This is a genomic window from Veillonella denticariosi JCM 15641, from assembly GCF_002959855.1.
Taxonomy (GTDB): domain Bacteria; phylum Bacillota; class Negativicutes; order Veillonellales; family Veillonellaceae; genus Veillonella; species Veillonella denticariosi.
Genome location: NZ_PPDB01000007.1, coordinates 106,173 through 121,376, shown reverse-complemented (window position 1 = coordinate 121,376; position 15,204 = coordinate 106,173). Strand labels below are relative to the sequence as shown.

Annotated in this window: 9 protein-coding genes; all 9 read right to left on the bottom strand. The window is 44.9% G+C overall.

Annotation, left to right across the window (positions count from 1 at the left end; all coding sequences use genetic code 11):
- Positions 1 to 70 precede the first annotated feature (70 nt).
- Entirely contained in the window at positions 71 to 1,903 is a 1,833-nt protein-coding gene (gene uvrC, locus VEHSUH05_RS06050; RefSeq protein ID WP_105091048.1) for an excinuclease ABC subunit UvrC, read from the bottom strand.
- Positions 1,904 to 2,010: 107 nt separating this feature from the next.
- A complete protein-coding gene (uvrA, locus tag VEHSUH05_RS06045) occupies positions 2,011 to 4,866 on the bottom strand; it encodes an excinuclease ABC subunit UvrA (protein WP_105091047.1) in 2,856 nt (951 codons plus the stop codon).
- A gap of 109 nt (positions 4,867 to 4,975) precedes the next feature.
- Positions 4,976 to 7,147: an excinuclease ABC subunit UvrB gene (uvrB, locus tag VEHSUH05_RS06040; protein ID WP_105091046.1), complete on the bottom strand. Its 2,172-nt coding sequence runs from the start codon at positions 7,145 to 7,147 to the stop codon at positions 4,976 to 4,978.
- Entirely contained in the window at positions 7,147 to 7,530 is a 384-nt protein-coding gene (locus tag VEHSUH05_RS06035; RefSeq protein WP_105091045.1) for a hypothetical protein, read from the bottom strand. Before VEHSUH05_RS06035 ends, uvrB begins: the two co-directional genes overlap by 1 nt.
- A complete protein-coding gene (gene ftsY, locus VEHSUH05_RS06030; RefSeq protein ID WP_105091044.1) occupies positions 7,520 to 8,455 on the bottom strand; it encodes a signal recognition particle-docking protein FtsY in 936 nt (311 codons plus the stop codon). Before ftsY ends, VEHSUH05_RS06035 begins: the two co-directional genes overlap by 11 nt.
- Positions 8,455 to 12,009 carry a chromosome segregation protein SMC gene (gene smc / locus VEHSUH05_RS06025; protein ID WP_105091043.1) on the bottom strand — a complete coding sequence of 1,185 codons (3,555 nt, stop codon included), beginning with the start codon at positions 12,007 to 12,009 and terminating at the stop codon, positions 8,455 to 8,457. The genes ftsY and smc overlap by 1 nt, the downstream gene beginning before the upstream one ends.
- A gap of 45 nt (positions 12,010 to 12,054) precedes the next feature.
- Complete coding sequence (locus tag VEHSUH05_RS06020) at positions 12,055 to 13,089, bottom strand: elongator complex protein 3 (RefSeq protein WP_105091042.1); 1,035 nt, start codon at positions 13,087 to 13,089, stop codon at positions 12,055 to 12,057.
- Between the two features lie 124 nt (positions 13,090 to 13,213).
- Positions 13,214 to 13,951, bottom strand: coding sequence for a ribonuclease III (gene rnc, locus VEHSUH05_RS06015; protein ID WP_095065724.1), 738 nt, complete (start codon positions 13,949 to 13,951; stop codon positions 13,214 to 13,216).
- Entirely contained in the window at positions 13,951 to 15,195 is a 1,245-nt protein-coding gene (gene fabF / locus VEHSUH05_RS06010; RefSeq protein WP_038114592.1) for a beta-ketoacyl-ACP synthase II, read from the bottom strand. The genes rnc and fabF overlap by 1 nt, the downstream gene beginning before the upstream one ends.
- Between the last annotated feature and the right edge of the window lie 9 nt (positions 15,196 to 15,204).

Sequence of the window (15,204 nt, the reverse complement as noted above, 5' to 3'; positions counted from 1 at the left end):
AATCAATCTACGCTAGGGGCTTTCAATATGAAAAATATTATTCATATCGATACTATTTTAGTATCAAATTTTATTTACTATTCAACAAGTTATATTTTTCTACCTTCGACATACGGAAAAAATTGTACAATGTTTCCGCCGTCTTATAATTCATTGATTCAACCTGCGCCAACTCATCGACAGAGGCGGCCTTCATGGCTTCAAGGCTGTTGAAATGAGCCCATAAGGCCTTACGGCGTTTAGTCCCGATACCTTCAACATGGTCAAGGATAGATTCGAGATTTCTTTTACCTCGCAATTTTCTGTGATATGTAATAGCGAAGCGATGAGCCTCATCGCGGATTTGCTGTAACAATTGCAGCTCCGGCGTATGATGACTCAATATTATGCTGTCGGACTGTCCTTCCACAAAGACCTCTTCAATGCGTTTTGCCAAAGATATAACAGGCACATCCGTAACACCTACGGCTCGGATAAGAGGGATAGCCGCATTGAGCTGCCCTTTACCGCCGTCAATGATGATGAGATCCGGCATAGGCCAATCCGTTTCATTTCCGTAGCGACGCTCCATAATCTCCGCCATCGACTTAAAGTCATCCGGCTTGCCCTGAGTTGTTTTCAACTTAAAGCGACGATACTCCTTCTTTGCCGGCTTGCCACCTTCAAAAACAACCATGGATGCAACGGTTTCAGCACCTTGAGTATGGGAGATATCAAAACACTCCATGCGCTCCGGTAAGCGCGGCAGGTCGAGGACTTCCGCCAACTTCTTAACGGCTCCGCCTGTCTTGTCAATTTGATATTGCCACTGACGACGCCGCTCCTCCAGGAAGGCTTCCGCATTTTCACGGGCCATCTTAATCATATCCATCTTATACCCGCGATGCGGCACAGATACATCCACATGCTGCCCTTTCAGTTGTGTAAACCACTCACTGAGCAACTGGCGGTCCGAACTTTCTATCGGCAGCAGCAGTTCTTTCGGAATAAAATTCGTCTCTCCATAATACTGTTTAACGAAGTCCGTCATAATCGTTTCCGGAGCATCCCCATCGTGCTGCACGAAGTAGTTTTCTCGGCCTAACAGCCGACCTCCACGAATGAAAAGCAACTGAACACAGGCCATTGAATGATCTACAGCCATACCGAGTACATCCAAATCACCACGCTGTGTTACCATCCGTTGTTTTTCCTGAATCTTTTCGATGCTTGTCAGCTGATCCCGGTATCTTACAGCATCTTCAAAGCGTAATTCCTCAGCTGCTGTTTCCATCTTCTCTTTAAGCTCTTTCAACAGTGGAATCGGTTTACCTTCAAAGAGCTGTATAATCTCCTGAATATATACATCATAGGCTTCCTTCGTAATTTTTCCCACACAAGGGGCCTCGCAATAATGCATATGATATTGTAAACAGGGACGTTCAACCTTCATGGACCTACATGTACGGAGCGGATAATAAAGGCGTAGCAGTTTAAGCACTACATGGACGGAGGTAACATCCGTAAAGGGGCCGAAGTATTTAGCACCATCCCGCTCAAGTCGTCGCGTCATATATACACGCGGAAAATCTTCCTGAACGGAAATTTTTACGTATGGATAAGTCTTATCATCTCTAAGTCTGATATTATACTTCGGATGATGCTCCTTGATGAGCGTATTCTCCAAAATAAGAGCTTCCATTTCCGTCTTGGTCTGGATGACCTCTACATCGACAGCCCGTTTCATCATAGCCGTCACCTTAGGCGCCCTGTTTGCATCGTTCCGCACATAAGAACGAACGCGATTGCGTAGGTTGATAGCCTTTCCTACATAAATAATACGGTTATATTGATCACGCCAGAGATAAACGCCCGGCGTTGTCGGCAGATGACTGACCTTTTCCAGTAATTCCTCTGATGCCATAGGTCCTCCTTTCCATGTAGAAATAATTTGTAAACACCGTCTATATCAGCTAATGTTATTCCTATACAATCGTATTTTAACCATGCCAGTATTTTTAATCTTAACATTTACTTTTTGCTCTTACCGGCCGCTTTCATAAATGCATTGGTCTGATCCAATACGGGTCCAAGAAATTTTCCCGTATAGCTCTCTTTCACCTTTGCAATCTGCTCAGGTGTACCGGTAGCCACAATCGTACCGCCTCGATTACCCCCTTCAGGACCTAAGTCGATAATATGATCCGCCATCTTGATAACGTCCAAATTATGTTCAATGACGATAACCGTATCGCCTGCATCTACGAGTTGCTGTAAAACATGTAACAACTTGCGAATATCCTCAGCATGGAGTCCCGTCGTAGGCTCATCTAAAATATACAGAGTTTTACCTGTACTGCGACGAGCCAGTTCCGTTGCAAGCTTAACACGTTGAGCCTCCCCGCCGGACAATGTCGTAGCGGCTTGCCCCAAGCGAATATATCCAAGACCCACTTCTTGTAGAGTGACCATCTTGCGATGAATTTTCGGAATAGCACTGAAAAATTCCACCGCTTCATCAACGGTCATGTCCAACACGTCGGCTATGGATTTACCCTTGTATTTAACCTCCAAAGTTTCCCGATTATAACGGTCTCCTTTACACACTTCACAAGGAACATACACATCAGGCAGGAAGTGCATTTCAATTTTAATAATACCGTCACCGCGACAAGCTTCACAACGACCGCCTTTCACATTAAAGCTGAAACGGCCCTGTTTATAACCGCGCATCTTCGCCTCCGGCGTTTGACTGTACAATTCGCGAATCGCGTCAAACACCCCCGTATAGGTAGCGGGATTTGAACGCGGCGTACGACCGATCGGGCTCTGATCGATGTTGATGATCTTATCGATATATTCTAAGCCTCGAATTTCCTTATGAGCTCCCACCTTATGATAGGAACGATATAAGTTATTAGCTAGCCCCTTGTATAAAATCTCATTAATCAATGTGGATTTGCCTGATCCGCTGACACCGGTAACAACAGTAAAGAGACCGATTGGGAACTTTACATTAATATTCTGTAAATTGTTTTCCTTAGCCCCTCGAATTTCAATATAGTTTTTACCGGCTTTACGACGTTTTTCAGGAAAAGCGATAAATTTACGGCCGCTCAAGTACTGACCGGTAATGGAGTCCTTTACCTTCATCACTTCATCTACGGTACCTGCCGCAACAACCTCACCACCATGTTCACCGGCACCGGGTCCGATATCAACAAGATAATCAGCGGCGCGCATTGTATCTTCATCATGCTCTACGACGAGCAATGTATTACCTAGGTCACGAAGTCCCTTTAAGGTATCGATGAGTCTGTCATTATCCCGTTGATGCAGGCCGATAGATGGTTCATCAAGTATATAGAGCACACCCACTAACCCCGAACCGATCTGCGTCGCTAAGCGAATACGCTGCGCCTCTCCGCCGGATAATGTGCCCGCACTACGATTCATCGTTAAATAATCAAGTCCTACATTATTGAGGAACCCTAAACGAGCGTTAATCTCCTTCAGAACTTGGGTCCCGATAACTTGTTCCCGCTCCGTCAATTTGAGATTCGCAAAGAAATCCAAAGCCTCTTTGATTGTTAGCTGCGTCACTTCATTGATATTCTTATGTCCGACGGTAATGGCGAGAACCTCCGGCTTTAAACGCGCTCCATGACAGGTGGTACACGGCTTAATGGACATGAACTTTTCAAATTCCTCCCGCATGGAGTCCGTCGATGCTTCACTGTGACGGCGCTTCACCATAGGCAAAATGCCTTCATATTCGGTAAAAAACTCTTTCACTTCACCGCGCATGTTCTCATAAGTGAAAGACACCTTCTCCGTAGTACCGTACATGACCTTCTTCTGTAATGCCTTCGGCAGTTCATCATATGTAGAGTTCAATGAATATCCGTTTGCTATGAGAAGGCCCTCCAATTGACGCATAAACCACGCATTAGGATTTGAGCTCAAAGCCTGTACACATCCGTCCGCAAAGGATATCGATCCGTCAGGGAGAACACGTTCCTCGTCAACCTCCATGGTCGAACCGATGCCGAGACATGCGGGGCATGCACCAAAGGGACTGTTAAAGGAAAACATACGAGGTTCAATCTTCGGTAGTGAAATATGACAATCGGGACAGGCGAAATGTTGGCTGTACATATGGTCAGGACCGTCGATTTCCTGAATTACGACGATACCTTCCGCCCATTTGCCTGCCGTTTCCATGGAGTCCGCTAAACGGGATTCTATGCCGGCTTTCACAATGAGACGATCCACGACGATATCAATGGAATGTTTCTTATTTTTCTCCAAACTGATATCTTCATCTAATATGCGTACAATCCCATCTACACGAGCCCGTACGAAGCCTTCCTTACGCAGTTGTTCGAAAACTGATTTATGCTCCCCTTTTTTGCCCTGTATCATAGGCGCCAATACCAAAATCTTTGTGCCTTCCGGGAACGACATGACGTCATCCGTCATCTGTTGAATCGTCTGTTGCGTAATCGGTTTACCGCACTCAGGACAATGAGCATGACCGACACGGGCAAAGAGAAGCCGCAAATAATCATAAATTTCCGTCACGGTGCCCACCGTAGAACGCGGATTACGGCTCGTTGTTTTCTGGTCGATGGAGATGGCCGGTGACAATCCTTCAATATAATCTACATCAGGTTTATCCATCTGCCCTAAAAACTGACGTGCATATGCCGACAGAGATTCCACATATCTTCGCTGTCCTTCGGCATAAATCGTATCAAACGCAAGTGACGACTTGCCGGATCCGCTGAGGCCCGTCAAGACGATAAACCGGTCTCTGGGTAAAGCGATATTTATATTTTTAAGATTATGCTGACGCGCACCTTTAACTATTAACTGGTCTTTCATACTTTCCTTTCTATATAGCAACGATGATACCCGTAGGTATCATCGGCATACGTATATACCATATATCCATACTACTATAGTATCGCACATATGATCTATATAATCTATATTATTTTTTACTTTTCGGCGCTTGTTTTTTCACAGTTCGCTTCGGTTTCTTCAATTTACTGTTATCGGCGCTGTGCATATCCGACCATTGTTGACGTAAAACTCCCAACTGATCGCGTAATGCTGCAGCTTTTTCAAATTCCAGCTGCTTAGCGGCCGCCTTCATTTGTCGGTCTACATCCTCAATCTTATTATACAATTCTTCCGGTGTAATATCCGCCACCTTGGTGGATTGTGTATCTTGTACATATGGCTCATGACCGTGATCCATCACATCGGATTTAGTCTTGCCTTTGCGTTTTGCCTGTGAAAGGCCCTGTCCATCCGTTACCATATCATCTTCAATCTTGGTTAATTCAATTAATTCCTTAACCTCTTTAGCTACCGATTTCGGTGTAATATGATGTTCTTCGTTATAAGCCTCCTGTACGGCACGACGACGGTCCGTTTCATCGATGGCGCGCTGCATGGAGCCCGTAATACGGTCAGCATACATGATAACATGACCATTTACATTACGAGCTGCACGACCGATCGTCTGAATCATGGCCGTATCGGAACGCAGAAAGCCTTCCTTATCCGCATCGAGAATAGCCACTAAGGATACCTCAGGCATATCGAGGCCTTCTCTTAGCAAGTTAATTCCTACCAGGACATCGAATACGCCGGCCCGCAAGTCCCGAATAATCTCAGCGCGCTCAATGGTAACGATATCCGAATGAAGATAACGAACTCGAACGCCCATTTCCTTCAAGAATTCCGTCAAATCTTCCGCCATCTTCTTCGTCAATGTCGTAACGAGAACGCGTTCATTCTTTGCGGCTCTTGTATTGATTTCCCCAAGCAAGTCATCCATTTGCCCCTTGATAGGACGGATTTCAATAGACGGATCTAAAAGGCCTGTAGGTCGAATGATTTGCTCCGCCACATTTGTTTGCACATCCATCTCATATGGACCCGGTGTAGCCGATACGTAAACAATTTGATTGATTCTCTCTACAAATTCATCGAATTTAAGAGGTCTGTTATCCAATGCGGACGGCAAACGGAATCCATATTCGATAAGGGATTCCTTACGGGCCCGGTCTCCATTATACATGGCCCGCACCTGCGGTATTGTTACATGTGACTCATCCACCATAATAAGAAAATCATCAGGGAAATAATCAATCAATGTATACGGTGCTTCCCCGGCCTTGCGATTCGACATATGACGGGAATAATTTTCGATACCCGAACAATATCCCATCTCCTGCATCATTTCAATGTCGTATCGCGTCCTCTGTTCCAATCGCTGCGCTTCCAAAAGTCGATCAGCCGCTTTTAATTTTGCCAACTGTTCGTCCAGTTCGGCTTCAATACGCTCTACGGCAATATTCATTTTTTCTTTCGTCGTTACATAGTGAGAAGCCGGATAGACGGCAACATGCTTGCGTTCCGCAATGACTTCGCCGGTCAATGCATCCACTTCCACGAGGCGGTCGATTTCATCGCCGAACAGCTCAACCCGCACGGCTCTTTCACTATAGGCGGCAGGGAAAATATCAATCGTATCCCCTTGTACGCGGAATGTACCACGTACGAAATTCATATCATTGCGCGTATATTGAATATCAACCAATTTTGATAAGATTTCATCACGACTCTTCGTCTGACCTAAGCGCAACGATAACACGAGATCCGAATAATCCTCAGGGTCCCCCAAGCCGTAAATACAGCTGACAGAAGCGACAATAATGACATCGCGACGCTCAAATAAGCTCATCGTAGCACTATGTCGTAATTTATCGATTTCATCATTGATGGAAGCATCCTTTTCAATATAGGTATCGCTGGACGGAATATATGCTTCCGGCTGATAAAAATCATAATAAGATACGAAATATTCAACCGCATTATTAGGAAAAAAGCTTTTGAATTCACTGGCTAATTGAGCCGCCAACGTCTTATTATGCGCGATGATAAGCGTCGGTTTCTGCACCGCTTCAATGACCTTGGCCATGGTAAATGTTTTACCGGTACCCGTTGCGCCTAATAACACCTGCGCCCATTCACCGCGTTCAATTCCTTCCGTAAGAGATGCAATAGCACCCGGCTGATCCCCCGTAGGTATAAAGGGCGCCTCTACCTTAAACGGCTGGCCCCCTTCATGGTTATATGTATTGTGTTTCATTATTGTTCATCCTGATGCTTACGGATGGCGCGTAATTCTTCGTCACTTAAGCGCCGCCCCGCATTCTCACTTTGACTTAAGGTATCCTCTCCCTCCAATACTTCGATGAGCATGGCAATGGAGAATCGATCTAATGAAGGTGTCGATGTCTGAATTGACTCCGCCATCTTCCATTCTTCAGGCGTATAATTATTGATACGCTCCGTAATTTCATTCCAATTTGATAACAATAAACGCGTAATAGGACGATATAACTCTATGCCGAAATATTCAATTAAATCGACAATCTTGTTCATATTATCCAAGCTTACATTATATTCATTTGACTTATTTTCCGATTCTACATATTCAAGTAAGAATTCCCGGTTAAATTTATTTGTCACCTTGAATCATTCCTTTATTAAATAATGCATTAGCGAATTCCTTCGCATTAAACGGACGTAAATCATCCATGCCTTCACCAACGCCAATCCAACGAACCGGTACACCCAACTCTTCTTTAATGGAAATAACGACACCGCCTTTGGCTGTACCGTCAAGTTTTGTTACGACGATACCGTTCACAGGAACTGCTTGTCCGAATAATTTTGCCTGACTGACAGCATTTTGACCTGTCGTACCGTCAAGGACAAGCAACGTCTGATGCGGAGCCCCTTCCACATGATTATTAGCTACGCGTCCCATCTTTTTAAGTTCTTCCATAAGGTTGATCTTCGTATGCAAACGCCCCGCCGTATCGACGATGACAAGGTCCGCATTCCGGGCCTTTGCCGCCTCCATTGCATCATATACAACAGCTGCAGGATCGGCCCCTTCCTTATGCTTGACAATTGGTACACCTACGCGATCCGCCCAAATAGACAGTTGATCTGCCGCAGCGGCTCTGAACGTATCCCCCGCCGCGATGATGACCTTTTTGCCTTCCTTCGTATAGTAGTTTGCCAATTTTGCGATGGTCGTCGTCTTCCCGACGCCATTAACACCTACGACGAGGATCACCTCCGGATGATGTAATGTAATTTCATCCTCCTGATCGACGAGCATTTCCGTGATACGGTCCTCCATAAAAGGCATAACATCACCCGTATTGTTGATGATGCCTTCCGTTACGCCGCGACGGATTTCTTTCATCAGGTATTCCGTCGTTTTCGGACCGAGATCACCCGTAAGCATAACCGCCTCTAAATCATCAAGAAAGTCATCATCGATTTGAGCATAACCGATGATAATGCTTTCAACATTTTTGACAAAGGACTTACGAGTTTTCTCCAAGCCGTCCTTAATTTTATCAAAGAATCCAAATGCCATTATGCTAAATCCTCCTTCACATCTTCAAATGAAACCGTCAATAATCGCGATACCCCGCGTTCCACCATGGTCACGCCCTGTAATACTTCAGCGGCTTCCATGGTTTTCTTGCGATGAGTCACGACTATAAACTGCGTTTCTTTATTTATACGATTCAGATACGAACTGAATCGATCTACATTTGCTTCATCCAATGCGGCATCAACTTCGTCAAGCACACAGAACGGTGCCGGACGATAGTTGAGGAATGAGAACAATAATGCAATAACGGTAAGAGCACGTTCACCACCCGATAACAACGTCAATTGCTGACGCTTCTTCCCAGGCGGTTGTATATAAAAATCAATGCCGCCCGTCAAGATATTTTCCGGATCGGTTAATACGATTTGAGCCGTCCCGCCACCGAATAATTGACTGAATACATCCTGAAATCCCTTGCCGACCACATCCAATACATCATACAGCTGTGTACTCATGGCTTTATCCATTTCAGCGATAACAGCTTGCAACTGAGCCTTCGCCGTCTCCAGATCAGACAGCTGATTCGTTAAAAAGTCGTATCGAGTCTTTGTTTCTTCATACTCTTCAACCGCATTCGGATTCACAGGGCCCAATTCGGCGATTTCCGCCATCAAACGAGCCTGTTCATCCTTCCAGTCCGCCACGGAGCCTTCCAATCGGATACCTTGGGCATCTTCCAAAGTGAAACCTAACTCTTGCAGTTCCTCTACATATCGCTCACAATCCATGCGATGACGAGTAATTTTACCTTCCATATCGACAAGACGGGACTGAACAACTTTGTACCGTTGATTCAATCGATCCTGTTCACTTAAGATAGATTCCAATTCCTCTCGACCTGTAGAGGTTTTATCATACGCTTCATCGCGCAATATACGCAAACGCTCTACCTCTTCGGTAACAACCTGCAATTCCGACTGTATCAACTCTTGAGTCTTCGGCAACTCCTCTTCACAGCGAATAAGCGTGCTCGCCAGTAATTCCTTTAACGGTACCAATCGGGCAGCGATACTTTCAATAGACTGAGTCCGTTGTTCGCGCTGGCTTTGTCGCTCCTTAATGTTCTGTCTCAGTGTATCACATGTAAGTCGTACTTCCGTGAAAGCTTCATAGGCTTCCTGCTGCACCTTTTGCAAACTCGTTAATCGATCCATTAAGGCACCTCGATTGCCATCTACACCGTGAGATGCCTGCAGGCTTTTCAAGGTCTGTTCCTGTTGTTTCAAATTTGCTTGCGTCGTAGCCAAATCGATATCGATTTGTACCAACCGCTCTTGTTCGGCATTAAGGACACGTCGCTTACGGTCCGCTTGATTCTGTATATTCTGAACCTTTGTTTCTCCCGCCACATAAAGTAAATTCGTATGTTGGTACCGTTCATCAAGACCGATTCGTTCCTTTTCCGTCTCTTCGACGGAGGACTCAAGACGCTCTAAATTCGATGTCAAACTCCGGATCCGCTCTCTGATATGCTCTAATTCACGTTCTAAAGTAGCTGCTTCGTCCTTACGGCTCATAACGGATGCACGTTTCCGCTTTGTAGTCCCGCCCGTTAAAGAGCCGCCCGGTTGAAACTGTTCACCGGTTAACGTAACGATACGCAACTGGTGGCGGTATTTTTTCTGCAACCCAATGGCATCATCCATGGATGTAACCACCAATGTTCGTCCCAGTAAATATTGAAAGATATGAGCATATTGATTGTCAAAGGAAATACAGTCAACAGCCGTTCCCAGTACACAGGATTCAGTGAGAGCCGGTGTATCATAAGGCTTTCCTTTTACGGAATCCATAGGCAAAAAGGTAACACGACCACCTTGCATGGATTTTAAATAATTAACCCCATCCGATGCAGCCCGCGCAGTAGTCGTAACCACATGATTCACGCTGCCGCCTAAAGCCGTCTCGATAGCCGTCATAAACTTATCCTCTACGGTAAAAAGATCACCGACGGTGCCTGTTATTTGACTTCGCCATGAACCTTTTCCGTTCAGAATATTCTTGGTCCCTTCCAAATAACCTTCATGCTGCTCTTCCCATTGAGCCAACAGTTCCAATCGGCCTTTCGTGCGCTGCTCCTGCGTGCGCAACTTCTGTAATTCTTTTTGACTTTCTCGTATCTGTACAGATGCATTTTTCGCACGCTCTATGAGCGCTTCACGTTGAGCCGATAAGGTTTTGAAAGCCTGACCTAATTGTTCATACTCAGCACGAGCGACATGGAGTTCTTTTTCTACCTGACCGATTTCAGTCTCCAGCACGCTGCATTGAGCAACACATTCTGCCTTACGAGCTTCCAGGCTGCGCAATCCGGCCTTAGCCGTTTCAATCGCACTGACCACTTCTAACTGACGTTTCTCAAAGGTATCACGATCAGACTGCAAGGATTGAAACCTCTCCTGTTCTGTAGATACAGCTTCAACAGCAGAATTATAGGCGGCTTCCAATTTCTCTAACTGTTCTTCCTTTTCAGACAGTTGATCTCCTTCATCTTGTAAAAGTTGATCTAAAATGCGTAATTGCTGCTCCTCGCCCTTTTGCGTTGCTTCCAATTCATTAATACGCATAGTCGTTTCGTCCAACTCGCGATGCGCCGTCTTTAACTGTTCCTCCAGAAGACGCAACTGTCCGGACAAGCGTTCTTCATCACGTTGCTTTTCCGTGTACTGAGCTTCCCACAGTTTTAACTGTTCCTGCTCCTTTGAGGATGAAGACTGTAACATATGACGGCGTGCTTCTAATTTAGCCAGCTCCGTTTGTAGTTCAATCTCCTCGTCCTTAAAGGATATATTATCATTTTCAAATCTCGTGAGCAGACGATCCGAAGTTTTATAATTATGAAAGCCCAAAGCGCCATCATAATCTCGTTTTGTACGGCTGAGAGCCATATACGTTTTAGTCTTTTCGGCCTTCTCCGCCAATGGATCCATCTGCTCCTCGATTGTCGCCATCACATCGCGCACACGTTCCATATTACGATCTGTGCTTGCAATACGGCGAAGTGCATCTTCCTTATTGATTTTAAAACGGGAAATCCCGGCCACATCTTCAAAAATAATACGACGCTCTTCCGGCTTACTGTTCAGAATCGCATCGATACGATTTTGACCGATGATGGCCATCGAATCCTTTCCGAGGCCCGTATCAGCTAATAAAAGATGGATATCCTTTAAACGACAAGATCGTTTATTGATGAGAAACTCGCTTTCACCGGTACGATAAATACGGCGTGTAATCGCCACCTCGGCCATGTCGAGATCGAGCTGATGATCACTGTTATCAAAAACGAGCGTAACCTCAGCGGAACTCATCGGTTTACGTTTTTCCGTACCGGAGAAAATGATATCCTCCGCTTTTTGACCGCGCAAATTACGGACATTGGATTCTCCCAATACCCATTTCATAGCATCCGTAATATTACTTTTACCACTTCCGTTAGGACCAATAACGGCAGTCATTCCTGGTGAGAATTTTACAATCGTTTTATCCGCAAACGATTTAAAGCCCTTTAATTCCAACCGAAGTAATTGCATGACTGCCTCCTTTCTGCTAACAATCCCGAATAATCATACTTTTAATTATAACATATATTGTAGGCCATCAATACAGCAACACACTGTATTTCTCGTGCTATCTTCACACCATTCAAATGCATACCGCGGATACTGATTCTGAAAGTATTTAACGTTTCGATTGTTAAGGCCTCGCACCTTAGATGTCAAGCGGCGAGGGTATGTAATTCGAACTGTCAGAATCGGCAGCATATGTTCATCAATACAGTGCTCTATACGTTGCTTGAATTGTTCATTCACCACCAGTTCACCCATAGCGGGCTCATACGGTCCGGCCACTAAACTTTCACCGGAATCAAGTTCATCAGTACTCTGCAATCCGGTACGAATGACATCGATATGATGACGCTCAAACCATTCCTTGAGAAATGCACAGTATTCTATGGCCTGTTCCGTGCTGAGAGGCGTATAGTCACCTGCGCGATATTGATCTGCCAATTCCGTATTATCAATGACCAGTACGGGATAAATCCGTACAAAATCCGGTTGTAACTGCACTACCTTGACGGCGGTTTCCAACAAAGTCCCCCACGTTTCTCCTTTGAGACCCGGCAATAGCTGTATACCGACGATCATATCGTATCGTTTCAGACGTTGTACTGCACTGATTACTTCTTCCGCCGTATGTCCACGCTTAGCATCTGTTAAAATCTTTTCATTCATGGACTGAACGCCAATCTCTACGGTCCGTACACCATAAGACTGCAATAAAGCAATGGATTCTGTCCCTACCGCATCAGGCCTTGTAGAGCAGCGTATCCCATCGATCAAGCCCTCTCGTAATGCCTCATAAGCCGGATTCAGCAACTGTTTCTGCATTTTTTCGGGAACAGCTGTGAAGGAGCCGCCGTAAAATGCGACCTCCCAGAACTTGTCGCGGCGTTTATCGCCTACGTAATCCTCTATTGTTTTTCTGATATAGTCCGCTGTAAGATGACTGATTCCCGATTGTCCCGTAATGCGTGACTGATTACAGAATGTACATATATAGGGACATCCTACATGAGGTATAAAAAAAGGAATCATACCGTACGGTTTCATAGGCACCTCCTTTCTGATTTATTCCTTCCTGATTTATAAAATCTAATATAGTAATCTAAATATCTCTTTTTATAGTAATCCAGGTATCTCTATTTTAATACAGAAAAAGCGCCATACGGCGCTTTTATTTATTCATCAACCGTTCCAGGGTCAATTGAGCGGCATGCTGTTCTGCAATTTTTTTACTTTTACCTGAGCCGGCCTCATAGGTAACACCATCGATCTGAACCTCCATATGAAAGGTTTTGGCATGATCGGGTCCACTTTCACTGAGTAGACGATATACGATATGTTTATCCCCATCTCGCTGTACATACTCTTGCAATAATGTCTTATAATCTTTGCCCCGCTTACCTTCCAAGGCTTGATCTATATAAGCGGTCAAATGCTTCAACACAAAAGCCATAGCCGTTTGGTAATCTGTAGAAATATAAATGGCTCCGATAAGAGACTCAAATGTATCAGCTAAGATAGAGTTTCGATCATTACCGCCGGAAGCATATTCCCCATGTCCAAGCAATAAATATTTACCTAAATCCAATGTGCGACTCACGGAAGCCAAAGAGTCTTCACAAACCGTAGCCGCCTTGATTTTGGTCAAGCTACCTTCCGCCATATCCGGATAGGTTCTGAACAAATATTCACCGATGATAAGATCCAATACGGCATCACCGAGAAATTCCAAGCGCTGATTGTGATGAATATGCTTTGATTTATGTTCGTTCGCATAAGAGGTATGTGTAAATGCACAATCTATAATGGATATATCTGAAACAGGTATGTCTAAACGACTAACAAGCCCCTGAAGAGATTCTTCACGAGCTTGTGTCATCTTACTCTTATGCGCTTCAACTGCCCCCATTAAGCTTCATAACGGCGCACACAAATTGTACCGTTATGACCACCGAAGCCGAAAGAGTTGGAAAGAGCACATTTAACTTGTAAATCACGCGCGCCTTCACGAACGTAATCCAAATCCAAACCTTCATCAGGATTATCGCAGTTAATTGTAGGGTGAACCTTACCGGTTTCAATAGCCATTGCAACAACGATAGTTTCAATAGCTCCGGCAGCCCCCAACAAGTGTCCCGTCATGGATTTTGTAGAATTGACAGCGATATTCTTCGCATGGTCACCGAATAATTCCTTAATAGCTAATGTCTCATTTTTGTCATTAAGACCTGTGGATGTACCATGCGCATTGATGTAGTTAACCTCATTCGGATCAATACCTGCATCTTTAATAGCCAATTCCATACATTTACGAGCCTGTACACCACCAGGAGCCGGTGCTGTAATATGATAGGCATCACCGTTTGTACCGTAACCTACAACTTCAGCATAGATATGAGCACCACGAGCTTTTGCATGTTCTAATTCTTCAAGGACAACGATACCGGAACCTTCGCCCATAACGAAGCCGTCGCGGTCTTTATCGAATGGACGAGATGCTTTTGTAGGTTCATCATTGCGTGTGGACATAGCTTTCATAGCTGCAAAACCGGCCACAGCAGCTGGAGATACGGCGGCCTCTGTACCGCCTGCAAACATGATATCAGCATCACCACGCTGAATGATACGGAAAGCATCGCCGATTGCATTAGTACCGGAAGTACAAGCTGTTACATCTGTAATAACAGGGCCTTTAAGACCTAAGCGGATAGATACGCGTGCAGATGTCATATTAGCAATCATCATAGGCACCGCAAATGGGCTCACACGACCAGGACCTTTATCGAATAGTGTTTCGTATACTTCATGGATAGAGTCGATACCGCCGATACCGGTACCAACAACAGTACCGCAACGATCCAAATCTTCTTTATCCAAGTCGAGTTTGGAGTCTTCACAAGCAAGAACTGCTGCACCGATAGCCAATTCTACGGAACGGTCCATGCGACGAGCTTCTTTCTTATCTACTCCATAGTTTGTAATGTCAAAGTCTTTTACTTCACCCGCAATGCGTGTTGCATAGTCAGATGCATCAAAGCGTGTAATCGGCCCAATACCAGATTGACCTGCTAATAACGCATTGTAAAAGTTTTCTTTACCGATACCTACAGGAGTCACTGCTCCTAAGCCAGTAATTACTACACGTTTTTCCAATTATTCCAC

Coding starts and splice junctions, on each gene's coding strand:
- uvrC (WP_105091048.1), bottom strand. CDS start 1,903: ATGGCATCAGAGGAATTACTGGAAAAGGTCAGTCATCTGCCGACAACG.
- uvrA (WP_105091047.1), bottom strand. CDS start 4,866: ATGAAAGACCAGTTAATAGTTAAAGGTGCGCGTCAGCATAATCTTAAA.
- uvrB (WP_105091046.1), bottom strand. CDS start 7,147: ATGAAACACAATACATATAACCATGAAGGGGGCCAGCCGTTTAAGGTA.
- ftsY (WP_105091044.1), bottom strand. CDS start 8,455: ATGGCATTTGGATTCTTTGATAAAATTAAGGACGGCTTGGAGAAAACT.
- smc (WP_105091043.1), bottom strand. CDS start 12,009: ATGCAATTACTTCGGTTGGAATTAAAGGGCTTTAAATCGTTTGCGGAT.
- VEHSUH05_RS06020 (WP_105091042.1), bottom strand. CDS start 13,089: ATGAAACCGTACGGTATGATTCCTTTTTTTATACCTCATGTAGGATGT.
- rnc (WP_095065724.1), bottom strand. CDS start 13,951: ATGGGGGCAGTTGAAGCGCATAAGAGTAAGATGACACAAGCTCGTGAA.